10 protein-coding genes are annotated in these 16,890 nt (G+C 74.7%); 6 read left to right on the top strand and 4 right to left on the bottom strand.

The window, feature by feature from the left end; translation table 11 throughout:
- The 5 genes from AC08OV_RS09825 to AC08OV_RS09805 all read left to right on the top strand — a co-directional run bounded on the left by AC08OV_RS09825 (position 1) and on the right by AC08OV_RS09805 (position 11,335).
- Positions 1 to 7,203, top strand: a complete 7,203-nt coding sequence (locus AC08OV_RS09825) for an amino acid adenylation domain-containing protein (RefSeq protein WP_476619575.1) — start codon at positions 1 to 3, stop codon at positions 7,201 to 7,203.
- A complete protein-coding gene (locus tag AC08OV_RS09820) occupies positions 7,200 to 8,993 on the top strand; it encodes an ABC transporter ATP-binding protein (protein WP_476614647.1) in 1,794 nt (597 codons plus the stop codon). The genes AC08OV_RS09825 and AC08OV_RS09820 overlap by 4 nt, the downstream gene beginning before the upstream one ends.
- The gene (locus AC08OV_RS09815; protein WP_476619574.1) at positions 8,990 to 10,837 is read left to right on the top strand and encodes an ABC transporter ATP-binding protein; all 1,848 of its coding nucleotides are present in this window, start codon (positions 8,990 to 8,992) and stop codon (positions 10,835 to 10,837) included. Before AC08OV_RS09820 ends, AC08OV_RS09815 begins: the two co-directional genes overlap by 4 nt.
- 173 nt (positions 10,838 to 11,010) lie before the next feature.
- The gene (locus AC08OV_RS09810; protein WP_476615415.1) at positions 11,011 to 11,211 is read left to right on the top strand and encodes an ArsR/SmtB family transcription factor; all 201 of its coding nucleotides are present in this window, start codon (positions 11,011 to 11,013) and stop codon (positions 11,209 to 11,211) included.
- Positions 11,177 to 11,335 carry a zinc transporter permease gene (locus AC08OV_RS09805; RefSeq protein WP_476615413.1) on the top strand — a complete coding sequence of 53 codons (159 nt, stop codon included), beginning with the start codon at positions 11,177 to 11,179 and terminating at the stop codon, positions 11,333 to 11,335. Before AC08OV_RS09810 ends, AC08OV_RS09805 begins: the two co-directional genes overlap by 35 nt.
- 38 nt (positions 11,336 to 11,373) lie before the next feature.
- On the opposite strand, the gene AC08OV_RS09800 is transcribed toward AC08OV_RS09805, so the two are convergent.
- From AC08OV_RS09800 to AC08OV_RS09785, 4 genes are read right to left on the bottom strand one after another with little or no spacing between them, the layout of a single operon-like run.
- Positions 11,374 to 12,978, bottom strand: coding sequence for an ABC transporter ATP-binding protein (locus tag AC08OV_RS09800; protein WP_476619573.1), 1,605 nt, complete (start codon positions 12,976 to 12,978; stop codon positions 11,374 to 11,376).
- Positions 12,975 to 13,820 (bottom strand): ABC transporter permease, encoded by an 846-nt coding sequence (locus AC08OV_RS09795; RefSeq protein ID WP_476615410.1) that lies wholly within the window; start codon positions 13,818 to 13,820, stop codon positions 12,975 to 12,977. The genes AC08OV_RS09800 and AC08OV_RS09795 overlap by 4 nt, the downstream gene beginning before the upstream one ends.
- Complete coding sequence (locus AC08OV_RS09790; protein WP_476615409.1) at positions 13,817 to 14,770, bottom strand: ABC transporter permease; 954 nt, start codon at positions 14,768 to 14,770, stop codon at positions 13,817 to 13,819. Before AC08OV_RS09790 ends, AC08OV_RS09795 begins: the two co-directional genes overlap by 4 nt.
- A 48-nt stretch (positions 14,771 to 14,818) precedes the next feature.
- Complete coding sequence (locus AC08OV_RS09785) at positions 14,819 to 16,387, bottom strand: ABC transporter substrate-binding protein (RefSeq protein WP_476615414.1); 1,569 nt, start codon at positions 16,385 to 16,387, stop codon at positions 14,819 to 14,821.
- 314 nt (positions 16,388 to 16,701) lie between these two features.
- On the opposite strand from AC08OV_RS09785, the gene AC08OV_RS09780 reads away from it, so the two are divergent.
- Positions 16,702 to 16,890: ArsR family transcriptional regulator (locus AC08OV_RS09780; protein WP_476619572.1), on the top strand; the 189-nt coding region annotated here is incomplete at its 3' end.

Genomic DNA, 16,890 nt, shown 5'->3' with positions numbered 1-16,890 from the left:
GTGACCAGTACCCAACCCGTGGAAGTCGACCCCGTGTCGTGGGGCGACCTCGGTACGTTGCGTGCGGAGGTGGCGACCCTGCTCGGCCTCACCGACGCCGACGAGCTCGGCCTGGACGAGGATCTGCTCTCCGTCGGCCTGGAGTCACTGACGCTCATCCAGCTCGTCACCCGCTGGCGAGCCGCGGGGCTTGAAGTGGACTTCGCCGAGTTCGCCGAGGCACCCACCGTACGGGAGTGGGCGTGGATCCTCGACCAGGCACCGAGCAGCGGCCGAGCCGATCCGGCCGGGACCGATCCGGCCGGGACCGGGCTGGCCTCCGACGCGCAGGCCGGGGACGGCTCAGGCGCCGAGCCGGCAGGCCTCGGCACGGAGGCCGGGAGGGGGGCGGACTCGGGGAGTGCCGACACGTCCGGCGCCGGCCTGCCGGGCCACGGCGGATCCTGGGCGGTGGGGGAGCCGTTCCCCCTCGCCACCATGCAGCACGCCTACTGGGTGGGGCGCCAGCCCGGGCAGCCCTTCGGCGGGGTCGCCGCGCACTTCTACGTCGAGTTCGACGGTGCCGGGATCGACCCGGAGCGGCTGCGGCGCGCGTTCACCGCGCTGATCGCCCGGCACGGCATGCTGCGGTCTCGGGTGACCGAGGACGGGCGCGCTGTGATCGGGGAGGTGACCGAGCCGCAGTTACCGGTCCGCGACCTGCGGCTGCTCCCTCCGGCGGAGGCCGAGGCGCAGCTGTCCGCGCTGCGCTCCCACTACACCCACCGCATGATGGACGTCGAGGCCGGCGAGATCTGCGAGGTCGCCCTCACCCTGCTGCCCGGCGGCGCGACGCGGCTGCACCTGGACCTGGACATGGTCGCCTCCGACGCGCTGAGCCTGCGCCTGCTGTTCGAGGACCTCCGCCGGCTCTACCTCACCTCCGGACCGGACCTCACCTTCGGGCCGGCGGCAGGGTCTGTCGAGGAGCCAGGCCCCGCCGGGGACCTGGCGCTGCCGCCGCTGACCTACGACTTCCCCCGCTATCTCGCCGACCGGGCCGCCCGCGGGGACGACCGGGTGGCCCGCGCCCGGCAGTGGTGGCACGACCGGCTCGACGACCTGCCCGGAGCACCGGACCTGCCGTTGCGGCCCGGTGCCGGCGACCCCGGGACGACGGCGCGCAGCACCAGGCTCGACCACTGGATCGACCCGGCCCGCCGCGCCGCGCTCACCGAGCGGGCCCGCCGCCACGGCGTCACCCCGGCCGCCGCGCTGGCGACCGCGTTCGCCGAGGTCATCGGCGCCTGGAGCGCCGGCCCGCGGTTCCTGCTGAACCTGCCGCTGTTCGACCGAGACCCCCTGCACCCGGACGTCGACCTGCTCGTCGGAGACTTCTCCAGCTCGCTGCTGCTCGATGTCGACCTCGGCGCGCCGCTGCCGTTCGCCGAGCGCGCGCGAGTGGTGCGGCAGACCCTCGCCGCCGCCATCGCGCACGGCTCCTACAGCGGTGTCGACGTGCTGCGGGAGATCTCCCGCCGGCGCGGCCACCCGGTGCTCGCCCCGGTCGTCTACACCAGTGCGCTCGGTCTCGGCGACATCTACTCGTCACAGGTCCAGGAATGTTTCGGCCGGCCGGCGTGGACGATCTCCCAGGGGCCCCAGGTGTGGCTCGACGCCCAGGTCACCGAGCATGACGGCGGTCTGCTGCTCAACTGGGACGTCCGGCTGGACTGCCTGGACGAGGGAGTCGCCGAGGACGCGTTCGCGGCCTACCGCGCGCTCGTCGACCGGCTCGCCGGCTCCGACGACCCCTGGCAGGAGCCGGTCGGTTCCCTGCTGCCGGCGGCACAGGCCGGCGTGCGTGCGGAGGTGAACGCGACACGGCTGGCGCACCCGGCCCGGACCCTGCACGAGGTCGTCTTCCGCCGGGCGGCGGAGGAGATCGCCGCCGAGGCCGCCGAGGCAGCGGAGGGGACCGCTGCCGGAACGCGGCGCCCGGCGGTGATCGCGGGCGACCGGCGGCTCGGCTACGGCGGGCTGGCCGACGCGGCGCTGCGGGTCGCCGCGCTGCTCGTCGACGAGGGCGTGCGGCCCGGTGACACGGTGGTCGTGACGCTGCCGCGCGGCGTCGACCAGGTCGTCGCGGTACTCGGTGTGCTGGCCGCCGGCGCCGCCTACCTGCCGCTGGGCGTCGACCAACCGCCGCTGCGCCGCGCGGCGGTGTATGCCCGCGCCGGGGCGCGGCTGGTGCTCACCGACGCCGCGACGAGCCCGTTGCTCGCCACCGGCGCCACCGGCGCCACCGGTGGCGCCGGCGATGCGGGGGCCGCGGGCCAGGCGGCCGTCGGCCAGGAGCCGAGGGTCGTCGACCTCGCCGCCGCGGCGGAGCGGGAGCCGCTGGCCGGTCCCGTCGCGACGGACCCCGACCAGGTCGCGTACGTCCTGTTCACCTCCGGCTCGACCGGGGAGCCGAAGGGCGTCGAGGTCACCCACGCCGCCGCGGCGAACACCATCGACGCGATCAACCACCGGTTCGAGGTCGGTCCGCGGGACCGGACCCTGGCGCTGTCCGCGCTCGACTTCGACCTGTCCGTCTACGACCTGTTCGGCCCGCTGGCGGCGGGCGGTGCCGTCGTGCTGCTCGCCGACGAGGACCGCCGGGACGCCGCGGCGTGGTGGCGGGCGCTCACCGACCACGAGGTGACGGTCTGGAACACCGTGCCGGCGCTGCTGGACATGCTGCTCACCGCGGCGCCGACCGCAGCTCCTCCGGCCGCCTCCGGCACCGCGGGGCTGCGCCTGGTGCTGCTGGGCGGGGACGTCGTCGGCGTGGACCTGCCGGCGCGGACGCGGGCGGTCTTCCCCGCCGCGCGGTTCGTCGCCCTCGGCGGCATGACCGAGGCGGCGATCCACTCCACCACGTTCGAGGTGTCCCCCGAGCAGGACGGCGAGGCGCGTGCCTGGCCGTCGATGCCGTGGGGGCTCCCGTTGGACGACGTGCGGGCGAGGGTCGTCGACGCTCAGGGCCGCGACTGCCCCGACCGGGTCACCGGAGAGCTGTGGATCGGTGGCCGGTCCGTGGCCCGGGGCTACCGGGGCGATCCTGCCCGCACCGCGGACCGGTTCGTGGAACACGCCGGAACCCGCTGGTACCGGACGGGTGACCTGGCCCGCTACCGGTCCGACGGCGTCCTGGAGTTCCTCGGCCGCGCGGACGGCCAGGTCAAGATCCGGGGGCACCGCATCGAGCTCGGCGAGGTGGAGGCGGCCGCCCGCAGCCACCCGGCGGTCGCCGCCGCGGCCGCCACGGTCGTGGCCGGCCCGGCGCGGCGCCTCGCGCTCGCCGTCCAGCCGGCCGGGGATCCGGGCGAGGAGGACCGGAGCGACGGCCTCAGTACCGATGGGCTCGGTACCGATGGGCTCGGTACCGGCGGCCTCGTCGAATCGTTGCGGGAGTGGCTGACCGAGCGGCTGCCCGAGGCGTCGCGCCCGCAGCTCGTCGTCGTCCGGCCGCGGCTTCCGCTCTCCCGCAACGGCAAGGTCGACCGGTCGGCACTCGCCGCCGAGCTGACCGCCGACTCCGCCACCGGCGGCGGCGACGGCGCGGGCGGCGTGTTCACGCCGCCCCAGGGCACGGTGGAGACCACGGTCGCCGGCATCTGGTCCGACCTGCTCGGGGCCGAGCGGGTCGGCCGCGATGACACCTTCGTCGGCCTGGGCGGCGACTCGCTGCTCGCGACCACCATGCTCGTGCGCCTGCGCGAGGCAGGCCTGGCCGGTGGCCGGCTCGGCCGGCTGTTCACCACCCCGCGGCTGGCTGATTTCGCCGCGACGCTGGAACCCGCCGCGACGCCGGAGGCGGACGGCGCGAGGCCGCTCCCCGCGGGGGAGGGAAACGGGCTGGTCGCCGACCCAGAGCACCGGTACGAGCCGTTCCCCCCGACCGACGTGCAGCGCGCCTACTGGATCGGCCGGGACGAGCGGCTGCCGCTCGGTGGTGTCGGCACCTGGCACTACACCGAGTTCGACGTGCCGGCGGCGACCTGGGACCCGGCGGCCCTGGAAGCGGCACTGCACGGCCTGGTGCAGCGGCACGAGATGCTGCGGGCCGTTTTCGACGAGGACGGCAACCAGCGCATCCTCACGGACGTCGGGCAGCCCCGCGTCGACGTGCGTACCGCCGCACCGCAGGCGGATCCCGGCCCCGAGCTGGCGGCCTTCCGGCGGGAGCACTCGCACCGGGTGCTCGACCTGACCCGGTGGCCGTTGTTCGAGGTGTCCGCGCTGCGCTACGAGCGGGCCGGCCAGGGACGGGTACGGCTCGCGGTCGGCCTCGACTACCTGGTGTTCGACGCTCTGTCGATCATGACGCTGTACACGGAGCTCGACCGGCTCTACGTCGCCGCGCGGGCCGGCGAGCACCCGCCCGTCCTGCCGGAGGTCGGAGTGTCGTTCCGGGACTACGTGCTCGGCGTGCGGCCCGACCCGCAGGCCGCCGCGGCCGACCAGGAGTACTGGCTGGCCCGGCTCGCCGAGCTGCCGCCGGCGCCCGCGCTGCCGACCGCCCTCGACCCGGCGCAGCTCACCAGGCCGCGGTTCGAACGGCACCGGCACTGGCACGAGCCACGGGTGTGGGAGCGGCTGCGCGCGGCCGCCCGCCGGCACGACGTCACCGTGTCCACGGTGCTGCTGGCGGTCTACGGCGAGGTGCTGGCGGCCTGGAGCACCCACACCGACCTGACGATCACCCTCACGCTGTTCGACCGGCGGCCCGTCCACCCGGACATCGCCCGGCTGCTGGGCGACTTCACCACCCTCTCGCTCGCCGACCACCGGCGGGCCGACACCTGGCTGGCCACCGTCGGCGGCCTGCAGCGCCGGCTGGCCGCCGACCTGGACCACCGCGAGGTCTCCCCGATCTGGCTGCTGCGGGAGCTGGCGCGGGCGACCGGCGCCCTGGAGGCGATGCCGGTCGTGTTCACCAGCGCGATCGGCGTCGGCGGCGGCGTCGGCGACGGCGACGGTGTCTCGATGGACCTGTCGGACGCCTTCGGCGCGCCCGTGTACGGGCTGTCCCAGTCCCCGCAGGTCGGTCTCGACAACCAGGTGGTGGAGGCGGCCGGCGGACTCCAGGTCAGCTGGGACGTCGTCGAGGACCTGTTCCGCCCCGGGGTCGTCGACGCCATGTTCACCGCCTACAACAGCCTCATCGGCTGGCTCGCCGACGGTGACTGGTCCGGGCGGCTGCCCGACCTGCTGCCGGCCGGGCAGCGGGAGGTCCGGGCCGCGCGCAACGCCACCGCCGTCGACCGCGCGCCGGCCACGCTGCACGGCGCGTTCTTCGGTCGAGCCGTCACCGAGCCGGACCGGACGGCGCTCGTCTGGGAGCACCCGCAGGCCGGCCCGGCGACCATGAGCTACCGGGACCTCGCCGACGCCGCCCTGCGGGTCGCGGGCGGCCTGGTAGCCCGGGGCGTCGTGCCGGGCGACACTGTCGCCGTCACCCTGCCGAAGGGCCCCGACCAGATCGTCGCGGTCCTCGGCGTGCTGGCCGCCGGTGCGGCGTACGTGCCCATCGGAGTGGAACAGCCGGCGTTGCGCCGGGCGCGGATCCACGCGACGTCCGGCGCAAGGTACGTCATCACCGACGATGCCGACGGTGATGACGACGGCAACGCGGAGCCCACTGGCGGGGAGCAGCCCGGTGGGGCCGGCCCGGAGATTCTCGGCATCGGCCGGGCGCTGGCCGGCCCGGCGCTGGTCACCCCGGTGCCGGTCGACCCGCGTGGCCTGGCCTACGTCATCTTCACCTCCGGGTCGACCGGCGAGCCGAAGGGCGTCGAGATCGCCCATGACGCGGCCGTGAACACGGTGGCGGACATCAACGCCCGGTTCGGGATCGGCGCCGGTGACCGGGTGCTCGCCTTGTCCGCGCTCGACTTCGACCTCTCCGTCTATGACGTCTTCGGCCTGCTCGGCGCCGGCGGCGCGGTGGTGCTCGCGGCGGAGGACGACCGGCGCGACGCCCAGCGCTGGCTTTCGCTTGCCCGCGACCATGGCGTGACCGTCTGGAACACCGTCCCGGCTCTGCTCGACATGCTGCTCGTCGCCGCCGAGCCGGAGCCGCTGCCGGCCGGGCTGCGCCTCGCGCTGGTCTCCGGTGACTGGGTGGGTCTCGACCTGCCGGGCCGGCTGCGGGCGGGGACGGGCGGCCGGTGCCGGCTGGTGGCGCTCGGCGGGGCGACCGAGGCGTCTATCTGGTCGAACGCCTTCGAGGTCGACGAGGTGCCGGACGGGTGGAGTTCGGTGCCCTACGGGTTCCCGCTCGACAACCAGGCGTACCGGGTCGTCGACCCGCGGGGGGACGACCGCCCGGACTGGGTGCCCGGGGAGCTGTGGATCGGAGGGCGCGGGGTCGCCCTCGGCTACCGCGGTGACCCGCGGCGCACCGCGGACCGGTTCGTCCGCCGGGCCGGTGACCGCTGGTACCGGACCGGCGACCTCGGCCGGTACTGGCCGGACGGGACGCTGGAGTTCCTCGGTCGCTCCGACCAGCAGGTCAAGATCGGCGGTCACCGCATCGAGCTCAACGAGGTCGAGGCCGCGCTGGAGGGCTTCCCGCTGGCCCGGGCCGGCGCCGTCGTCGCGGTCGGCGACCGTCACCGCCGTGCCCTGCACGCCTTCGTCGTGCCGGCCGGTGCCGCACGCGACGACGCGACAGCGGCCGGGATCGCCCCGGCGGCCACCGAGACCGCGGCGGCGAGCGCGGACACGGGCGACGATCTGGTCACCGCGCTGCGCGCCCATCTGGCGGACCGGCTGCCGCCCTACGCGGTGCCGGCCCGGGTGAGCGTGCTGGCGGAGCTGCCGCTCACCGCGAACGGCAAGATCGACCGGCTGGCGCTCACCGCGCTCGGCGAGGACCTCACCAGCCTTGACGGCGTCGCCCCTGACCCAGGCGCGCAGTCGGCGATCGCCGCGCTGTGGAGCGAGCTGCTCGGCGTACACGTCGCCGACCGGGACGCGAACTTCTTCGGGGCCGGCGGTGACAGTATGCTCGCGCTGCGGATGGTCGGTGCGTTGCGGGCCCGGTACGGCGTGGACGTGCCTGTCCGTGGCTTTCTCGCCGCGCCGACCGTCGCCGGGCTGGCCGCTCTCGTTCTGGAGCACGGCGACGCGGCCGTGTTCGAGCCCGATGCCTTCGAGGAGGGCGTGTTGTGAGTATCCCGAGCCCCGTCCAGCCGCTGGCGAGACTGCTCGCGCCGTTGCGCTCGCTGCTGGTCGTCGCGGTGGCGCTGCAGGCGGTGTCGAGTGTGGCCGCCGTGGTGTCGCTGATCGCGCTCGCCGAGGCGGCGCAGGCGCTGCTGGTGGCCAGCCCGGACGAGGACCAGGTGTGGGCCTGGGTCGTCGTGTGCGGCACCACGGCGCCGGTGAGCCTGCTGGCGGCCAGCGCGGCCGTCACCCTCACCCACGTCGGGGATGCCCGGCTCCAGCTGCGGCTGCGCCGGGCGCTGGCGGACCGGCTCGGGCGGGTTCCGCTCGGCTGGTTCGCCCGGCGCGGGTCCGGCGAGGTGAAGAAGGTCGTCCACGACGACGTGCACGCGATGCACTATCTCGTCGCCCACACGCTGCTGGACGTCACCGCGGTGGTCGTGGTGCCGGTCACGGCGCTGGTCTACCTGATCGTCGTCGACTGGCGGCTCGGGCTGCTCAGCGTCGTACCGCTGGTGGCCGGGATCTGGCTGTTCGCCCGGGCGATGGCTGAGGCCGGCACGAAGATGGCCGACTACGGCCGGGCCGTCGCCGAGATCAACAACGCGGTGGTGGAGTTCGTCGACGGGATCGCGGTGGTCAAGACGTTCGGCCGCGCGCGGTCGGCGTACGAGCGGTTCGGCCGCGCCGCGGACGCCTTCCACGACTTCTTCGCCCGCTGGGTGGCGGCGACGACCGCCGTGACCACGGCGTCCCAGATCGTCGTCGCCCCGCCGGCGGTGCTGCTGCTGGTCCTCGGGCCGGGTATCGCCCTGGTCGCGCACGGCGGTATGCCGGCGCCCGAGATCATCCCGTTCGCGTTGCTCGCGCCCGGCGTGGCCGGTGCGGTGTCGAACATCGGCACCCGGCTGCAGGCGCTGCGCACCGGCGGGGTCGCGGCGGCGAGCGTCGCGGGCCTGCTCGACACCCCGCCGCTGCCGGTTCCCGACAGTCCGCGGGTGACGGACGGGACCACGGTGGAGCTGCGCGGCGTGTCGTTCGCGTACGACGGCGGGCCGCCCGTGCTGGAGGGCGTCGACCTCGTGCTGGCACCGGGCACCGTCACCGCCCTCGTCGGGCCCTCGGGGGCGGGCAAGTCGACGCTGGCCCGGCTGGTGCCGCGGTTCTTCGACGTGACCTCCGGGTCGGTCACGGTCGGCGGGGCCGATGTGCGGGAGCTGGACCCCGGCACGCTCTACGGCCTGGTCGGCTTCGTCTTCCAGGACGTCGGGCTGCTGCGGGCCTCCGTCGCCGACAACATCGCGCTCGCCCGGCCGGACGCGGCCCGGGAGGCGGTCGTCGAGGCGGCCCGCGCGGCGCAGATCCACGACCGGGTGGTCCGGGAGCCGGCCGGGTACGACGCGGTGGTCGGACACGACGTCACGTTCTCGATCGGTGAGCAGCAGCGGATCGCCATCGCGCGGGCGTTGCTCGCCGACGCCCCGGTGCTCGTCCTCGACGAGGCGACCGCGTACGCCGACCCGCACGCGGAGGACGCGGTGCAGCGCGCGCTGTCCGCCGCGGCGGCCGGGCGGACCCTGCTGGTGATCGCCCACCGGCTGGCCAGCGTCCGCGAGGCCGACCAGATCATCGTGCTCGAACAGGGCCGGGTCGTCCAGCGTGGTCGGCACGCCGAGCTGCTGCGTGAGGACGGCAGGTACCGGCGGATGTGGGCCGCCCAGCAGTCCACCGACCAGCCAGACCCGCCGGGGCTGCCAGACCTGCCGGCCCAGGGACGCCACGAGGGAGCACTTACATGATCAGGCAGCTGCTGCGCGTAGTGGGACCGGAGCACGCCCCCGCGGTGCGCCGGCTGATCGCCGGCCTCGTGCTCGCCGCCGTCGCCCAGGGCGTCGGCTACGCCCTGGGCGTACCGATGATCGAGGAGCTGCTCGGCGACGACCCGGCGGACGCCTGGCCGTGGTTCGGGGGCGTCGCCGCCGCCACGCTCGCCTACGCCGGCCTCACCTGGTGGGCGCAGAACGCGGCGTTCCGGGTCGGCGCGGATGTGGCGAACGTGCTGCACCACCGGCTCGGCGAGAAGATCGTCGAGCTGCCGCTCGGCTGGTTCGACCCCGGGCGGGTCGGCCAGCTCGCCCGGCTGACCAGCCAGAGCGTGATGGGCGCGATGAACATCCCCGCCCACCTGCTGCGCCCGGTGGTCACCGCGGCGGTGGTCCCGGTGACGGTGATCGTCGCGCTGTTCTTCTTCGACGTCCGGCTCGCGGCCGCCGTCCTCGCCGCGGCGGTGCTGCTCGTCGTCGTCCTGGCCGCGAGCAACCGGGTTGTCGCGAAGGTGGACGCCGACCGGGACGCGGTGGTCGACGAGGCGTCGTCCCGCATCGTCGAGTTCGGGCAGACGCAGCCGGTGCTGCGGGCCTTCGGGCGCACCGTGCACGGGCACCGGATGCTCGACGAGGCGCTCGCCGCCCAGCACGACGCCGACCGGCGGCTCGTGGTGCGTTCCGTGCCCGGCCTGGTGACCTTCAGCTTCGTCGTCCGGCTGTCGTTCGCCGTCGTGCTGGTGCTCGGCGCGCACCGGGCGCTGGGCGGCAGCCTCGACCCGGCGCTGCTGGCCGGTGTGCTGGTGCTGATGGTCCGGTTCATCGAGCCGGTGTCGGCCGCCGCCGACCTCGGGGCCGGTATGCGGCTGGCCCGCGGCAGCCTGGACGCCGTCGCCCGGGTGCTCGACGTCCAGCCGCTGCCCGAGCCGGCCACGCCGGTCCGGCCGACCAGCACGGATGTCGAGTTCCGCCACGTGACGTTCGGCTACGGCGACCGGCGGGTGCTCGACGATGTCAGCTTCGTGCTCCCCGAGCGGAGCACGACGGCGCTGGTCGGGCCCTCCGGGGCGGGCAAGACGACCATCGCTCGGCTGGTCGCCCGCTTCTGGGACGCCGACGGCGGCCAGGTGCTGATCGGCGGAGTGCCGGTGGGGGAGGTGGGCACCGAGGCGCTCACCTCGCTCGTGTCCGTGGTCTTCCAGGACGTCTACCTCTTCGACGGCACGCTGGCCGACAACATCCGGCTGGGGCGGCCCGACGCGAGCCAGGAGGAGGTCGAACGGGTCGCCGCTCTCGCGGGCCTGCTGCCGGACCCCGGCACTTCTGGGGTCACCGGCACCTCGGGTACCACCGATGCCTCGGACGCCCCCGGCGGCGCGGGTGGGCTCGACGGGCTGCCGGACGGGCTCGCCACCCGGGTCGGTGAGGGCGGGAAGCTGCTCTCGGGTGGGCAGCGTCAGCGGGTCTCCATCGCCCGCGCTCTGCTCAAGGATGCGCCGATCGTGCTTCTCGACGAGGCGACGGCCTCTCTCGACCCGGAGACCGACGTGATCGTCCAGCGGGCCTTCGCCGCCCTGGCGCGCCGGGCGACGGTGCTGGTCATCGCCCACCGGCTGGAGACCGTCCGCGACGCCGACCAGATCCTCGTCGTCGAGTCCGGGCGGATCACCGAGCGGGGCCGGCACGAGGAGCTGCTCGCCGCCGACGGAACGTACGCCGGCTTCTGGCGGTCCCGCCAGGCGGCCCGTGGGTGGCACCTGCGCGCCCATGCGGCGACGGAGGCGGCGGCGGATGCGGACGCGGCGGTGGGCGTCGGGTGAGAGCCGCGTCGCACGCGGCGCGACTCATGCGTGAGTGTTTATGTGTTGTGGGTGGACAGCGTGACCGGCCTTGAGCCTGCCGCGACGCTGCCGCGCGCACTGGCCGCACCTGTGCGCCTGGCAGTGGTCCGGGAGCTCGCCGAAGGCCCGCGCCACGTCCACGAGCTGGTCGTATCGCTGGGGTCAGCCAGCCTCTGGTCTCCCAGCACCTGCGCGTGCTGCGCAGCGCGGGGCTGGTCGTCACCCGGCGGCACGGCCGTGAGATCGCCTACCTCCTTGCCGATCAGCACGTCGCGCACATCGTGCTGGACGCGATCGCGCACTCCCTGGAGGACCCGCATGAGCACGCCGACACTGCACAGCCAGCACCATGACGCCGCCGAGCACACCCACCGGCTCGGGTGTGGGCACGTCGCCGTCCCGCACGGCGACCACGTCGACTACCTGCACGACAGCCACCGGCACGCCGCGCACGACGGCCACTGGGACGACCACTGACCGCCCGGGTCCGCTCTGACCGTCCGACCGCGCCCGGGTCAGGCTCCGAACAGGGCCCGGGTGACGGGATGTGACCCGCTGGTCCGCAGGGTCTCCGGCGGTCCCTGATCCACGATCGCGCCCTCGGCGAGGACGAGCATCCACTCGGCGTGCCGGGCGGCCGACAGGTCGTGCGTGATCATCAGGACGCCGAGGCCGAGCCGTGTCCGCAGACCGGCAAGCAGCTCCAGGAGCTGCTCGCCGGTCTGACTGTCGAGCGCCGAGGTGACCTCGTCGCACAGCAGCAGCCGCGGCTGGCAGGCCAGCGCCCGGGCGAGGCTCACCCGCTGGCGTTCACCGCCGGACAGCGCGCCGGGCCGGCGGTTCGCGTAGCCCGCCGGAAGTCCGACCTGGTCCAGCAGCTTCGTGACCAGGGCATCCGGGTCGGTCCGGTCACCCGGACCACCAGGCCTGCCCGGTCCACCCGGCCCATCCGCTGGTACCGGGCGGCGTGACCCGGGATCTGCGCCAGCGGCCCGTAGCAGCGCTCGGCGCACCGACTCCCTGGGATTGAGCGCGCCGACACTGTCCTGCGGGACGAGCGCGACCGCGCGTCGCTGCTCCCGAGTCCGGCGACCGGTGACCGGCAGGTCCGCGCCGACCAGCGTCATCGCCGCGGCCGCGCGGCCGCGGTGGATGCCGGCGACACAGCGGGCCAACGTCGACTTGCCGGACCCCGACGGGCCCACGACGGCCACGCAGCCGCCCGCGGGCACCGTGAGGTCGAGATCGACGAGGACCGGCCGGCGCCCGTGCCAGGCCCGCAGGCCGGCGACCGAAAGCACGGCGGGTGCCGAAGGCACGACTTCGCCGGCGGGGGTTTCGCCGGTATCGGCCCTGCTGGCGTCGGCAGCGACGAGGGCCGGGGCAGCCGGTGGCCGTCGGGTGACCGGGTTCCCGGAGCCCAGGGTGACGGTGCGGGTGGCGACCGCGTCGACCAGCGCCCGGTCGTGGCTGACGAGCACCACCGCGTGCCTGGCGGCCAGCTCGCTGATCAGGCCGCGGATGGCGCGGGTGAGCACGGCGTCCAGGCCCGCGGTCGGCTCGTCGAGGACGAGGATGTCCGGCTGGCCGGCGAGGACCAGCGCGAACGCGGCCCGCTGCGCCTGCCCACCGGAGATCTGATGGGGGTAGCGGCGTTGGAAGGCCGGGTCGGTGGGCAGCCCGACGGCGGACAGCAGCCGGGCGACATCGGCCTCGGACCGGCCCGCCGCCTCCCGCAGCTGCGCGCGCAGCCGGCGGGTCGGATGCAGATCGCTGGCGGGATCCTGCCCCAGGTAGGCGATGGTCCGCCCGCGCAGCCGGGTCGCGACCGCGGCGGCCAGGACGTCCTCGCCGGCCACCCGCACCGTGCCCGACCGTACGGCCAGGCCGGGAGCCACATGGCCGAGCAGCGCCAGCGCCGTCGTGGTCTTGCCCGCGCCGGAGCGCCCGACCAGCGCCACCGCCTCGCCGCGCCGGACCTCGAACCCGACGTCCTCGACCACCGGCGGGCCACCGCCGGACGGGCCGATCGTGAGCCCCTCGACGCCGATGAGCTCCTCGACATCGCGTCGCGCGGCGGGGTCGTGCGGACCGGGACTGGTCTGTTCGGTGGTCGTCACGATCGCTCCGCCAACGTGGTGGCGAGCCGGTCGGTGAGGATGTTCACCGACACCGACAGGACGACGAGAGCCAGCACCGGAGCGAGAAACGGCCAGGCCGTGAGCGCCACGCCGGGTGCGTTCTCGTCCACCATCCGTCCCCAGTTCGGCGCGGGGGCGGACCGTCCGAGTCCGAGAAAACCCGCCGTCGCCGTGAGGTGGACGGCCGCGGAGAAGCGCAGCCCGGCGTCGGCGAGTACGGGGCGCACGATGTTCGGCAGCACGTCCCGGCGGATCACGGCGGACCGCCGGTCACCGCGGGCAAGGGCCACCTCGACATAGCCGCTGGCGGCGATCTGCTGCGCCGCGGCGCGCACCACCCGCACCGAGAACGGGACGCCGACGACGGCGACCGTGGCCATCACCGCGAGGTCGCTGCCGGGGAAGCCGGTCGCGAGTACCAGCATCAGCAGGACGGCGGGGATGACACCGAACGCGTCGACGGCGCGGACCGTCAGCTCGCCGGCCCGTCCCCGGGACAGCGCCGCCGTCACCCCGACGGCAACGCCGACCACGCTGGCGAGCAGGGTGCCGCCGAGGGCGAGGGCCACGACCGGCAGCCCGCCGTGCGCCAGCCGGGTGAGCACGTCGCGCCCGACCACGTCGGTGCCCAGCGGGTGCGCCGGTGACGGCCCTTCGAACGGCAGGCCGACCTGGGCGCTCACCGAGCCGCCGACCAGCGCCGGGCCGAGCAGGCTCACGGCGACGAGCACCCCGACCGCGCCGCCGGCCAGCCTGCCGCCCACCCGTCTGCCGCGGGCCTGCCTGCCGCCCACCCGTCTGCCGCGGGTCAGCCGGCTCACCGCGCCCTCCGGGTGCGCGGGTCGACGACGGCCGCGATGACGTCGCCGCACAGCAGCCCGAGCAGCGCGAGCGCGCACAGCGCCAGGGACAGCCCCTGCACCATCGGGACGTCCCGGTTGGCCACCGCCTGCGTCAGCTCGAAGCCGACACCGGGATAGTTGAACACGCTCTCGACCACGACCGCCCCGCCGAGCAGGCCGCCGAAGAGCACCGCGACGACCTGGACGGTGGGGGCGAGCGCGGCCGGCAGCAGGTGCCGCAGCGCCAGCCGCGGGCCGTGCACGCCGCGCAGCCGGGCGGCGCGCACGTACGGGGCCGCCGCCACGTCGGCCGCGGACGAGCGCAGCAGTCTGGTCGCGATCGCCGTCGCGACGATCGCGAGGGTCAGGGCGGGCAGCACCATCACCTCCGGTGACTCCCACGGCCGCTGCCCGAGGTCGACCAGCGAGACCCGAGGCAGGATCCCGAGCAGCGCCCCGAACGCCCAGGCCAGCAGCGCGGCGGTGACGAACTCCGGCAGACCCGCCGCGGCCAGGGTCACCAGGGACACCGTCTGGTCGGCGCGCCCGTTGAGGCGCGCCGCGGTGACCAGGCCGAGCAGGATCGCGCCGGGCAGCGCGACGGCGAGCGCGAGCACGGTGAGCGCGAGGCTGTTCGGCACGGTGTCACCGAGCACCTCGTTGACGTCCCGTCCGCCCACCTGGCCCTGCCCGAGGTCGCCGTGCAGCGCGTCGCCGGCCCAGCGCAGGTAGCGGCTGACCGGCGACTCGTCGAGGTGCAGCTGCCGGGTCAGCTCCTCCCGGTCGGCGGTGGTGGCGTCCGCGCCGGCGAGCACGCCGGCGGCGTCCCCGGGGAGCACATCCGTCGCCAGGAAGATGACGGCGGAGAGCACCACGAGGACGGCGCCGGCGGCCGCCAGCCGCCGCAGCACCAACAACCCGAGCGTCATGGACGTGAACGACCTGTCTCGTCTGCCCGCCTTCGGTCGCTGGCGGGCTCAGGCCAGGTACGCCTGGCTGAAGTTGGTGAACAGATCCTCCGCTACGCCGTGGACCTTCGTCGTCTGCCCGTTGATCGACGGGACGAAGACCGGGACGACCGAGTTGCCCTCGTCCCACAGGACGCGCTGGGCCTTCCCGGCGGCTTCGCGCCGGGCGGCCTCGTCGGTGGCGCTGCGCGCAGTCTTGACCAGCGCGTCGACATCCGGCCGGTTGAAGCCGAAGGCGGACGGCGCCCCACCGGCGCGGGTCGAGACGTAGTTCGACAGCGGCGGCACCGGCGGGTTGTAGCTCGCGGCGAACGGCAGGCGCACATAGGCGGGGTAGTCCGAGAACAGCTGGCCGGCGGCCTTCTCGTCGAGCGTCACGTTGACGCCGACCGCGCGCAGCTGCTCGGCGTAGAGCGTCGCGGTCTCGCTCATGCCAGCCAGCTCGGGCGCGGTCGTGAGGGTGACGGCCAGGTTCTCCGCGCCCGCCTCCTTCAGCAACGACCGGGCCCGTTCCGGGTCGTGGGGCCGCTGCTCGATGTCGTCGGCGTAGTCGGCGAACCCGAGGCCGGCGAGGTCGTTGCCGACGAACGCGCGGCCGAAGTACACCGTGTCGACGATGCGCTGGCGATCAACGGCGTACTTGAACGCCTGCCGCACCCGCACGTCGGCGAACGGGGCGAACGACAGGTTCAGCGCGAACGAGAGCATGGTCGCGTAGGGAAGCTCCGCGGTGACGACCTCGAACGTGTCGTCGCTCTCCAGGGTGCGGGCGGCCACCGGGCTGAGGCCCGCGGCGAACTCGACCTGCCCGCCGGTCAGGGCGTTGACCCGGGCGGTGGTGTCGGCGATGGTGCGCAGCTCAAGCCCGTCCAGGTAGGGCCCGCCGCCGAGCGTCAGGCCGACCCAGTCGTCGTTGCGCGTGAACGTGCTGCCCCGGCCTGGTTCGAAACCGGTCAGCCGGAACGGCCCGCTGGTCGGCATCTCGGCGGTGAACTCGGTGGTGCCGTCCTTGAAGACCAGCGTGCTCTGGCACAGGATGAGACGGCCGTCGGCGATCGGCGACTTGGTCGGGAGCACCAGTGTCTGGTCGCCCTCGACCCGTGCGGCGGCCAGGTCGAAGTTCGCCGCCGGCGGCTTGAGGTAGGGCAGGGAGCCGAGCGTTCCCGGAGCCCTGAGCGAGTACAGAACGTCATGTGCCGTCACCGGGGAGCCGTCGGTGAACGTGGCGCCGGGGCGGACCCGCAGTATGTAGCTGGTCAGATCCGCCGCGGCGTCGATGCCTTCCAGCAGCTCGTACCGGACGCCCTCGGGCTCCTTCGGGTCGAGGATGCCGAGCGCACCGTGCATGGAGCGCGCGCGGATGTAGTCCAGCGGGGTCGGGCCCATCAGGAAGTTCAGCGTCTCGGCCGCCCCACCGCCGACGAACGCTGCGCGCAGTGTCCCGCCCTGGCGGGGGGTGGGCGCCGTGGAGGCCGGCGCGTCCGCCGCCGGGCCGTCGTCGTCGGAACAGGCGGCGAGCCCCGCCGCGCCGAGCAGAGCGAAAGCGCCTGACCGCAGCAGTAGTCGCCGGTCGAGCATGGTCGTCACCGGAAGCCTCCAAACCCCCAGGGCGCCGCGTCGAGGACGGGGCAGCGCCTGTCTGTCACGAAGCGTCGTGGCCCGGACATGGACCGCGACGGACGGGCGCCGGCGGGCGCCGGCTGGCGCCCGCCCCGGTCCCGCGCTGGCCCGAGCCGCTGTCGCCAGGGAGCGGTTTCGCTCCGCTTGTCGACAAGACCAACCGGACAGAGGTTAGCGAAAACGGATGTCATTGCCAACAGTGTGGATTGGCCGAGCTGGAGGTGGCTGGGTCGGGAGTGTTCGAATTCACGAGTATCTGAATTCATGGATTCGTGTATTCTTTTGGAGTGACAGCTCTCGCCACCGATCTGGACGGCCTCACCCGCTTCGGGCGCGCCCTCGTCGACCCGATCCGCGCCCGGTTGCTGCTCGCCCTGCGTGAGGCGCCCGCCCACCCCGCCGACCTCGCCGACCTGCTCGGGATCTCCCGCACCCGGCTGTCGAATCATCTCGCCTGCCTG

The organism is Frankia sp. CeTa3Moorea (assembly GCF_978021225.1).
This window is presented reverse-complemented; position numbering and strand designations above follow the sequence as displayed.

Excerpts from the sequence above, each read along its gene's own strand:
- AC08OV_RS09790 (WP_476615409.1), bottom strand. The coding sequence starts at position 14,770 with ATGACGCTCGGGTTGTTGGTGCTGCGGCGGCTGGCGGCCGCCGGCGCC.
- AC08OV_RS09785 (WP_476615414.1), bottom strand. The coding sequence starts at position 16,387 with ATGCTCGACCGGCGACTACTGCTGCGGTCAGGCGCTTTCGCTCTGCTC.
- AC08OV_RS09805 (WP_476615413.1), top strand. The coding sequence starts at position 11,177 with ATGAGCACGCCGACACTGCACAGCCAGCACCATGACGCCGCCGAGCAC.
- AC08OV_RS09815 (WP_476619574.1), top strand. The coding sequence starts at position 8,990 with ATGATCAGGCAGCTGCTGCGCGTAGTGGGACCGGAGCACGCCCCCGCG.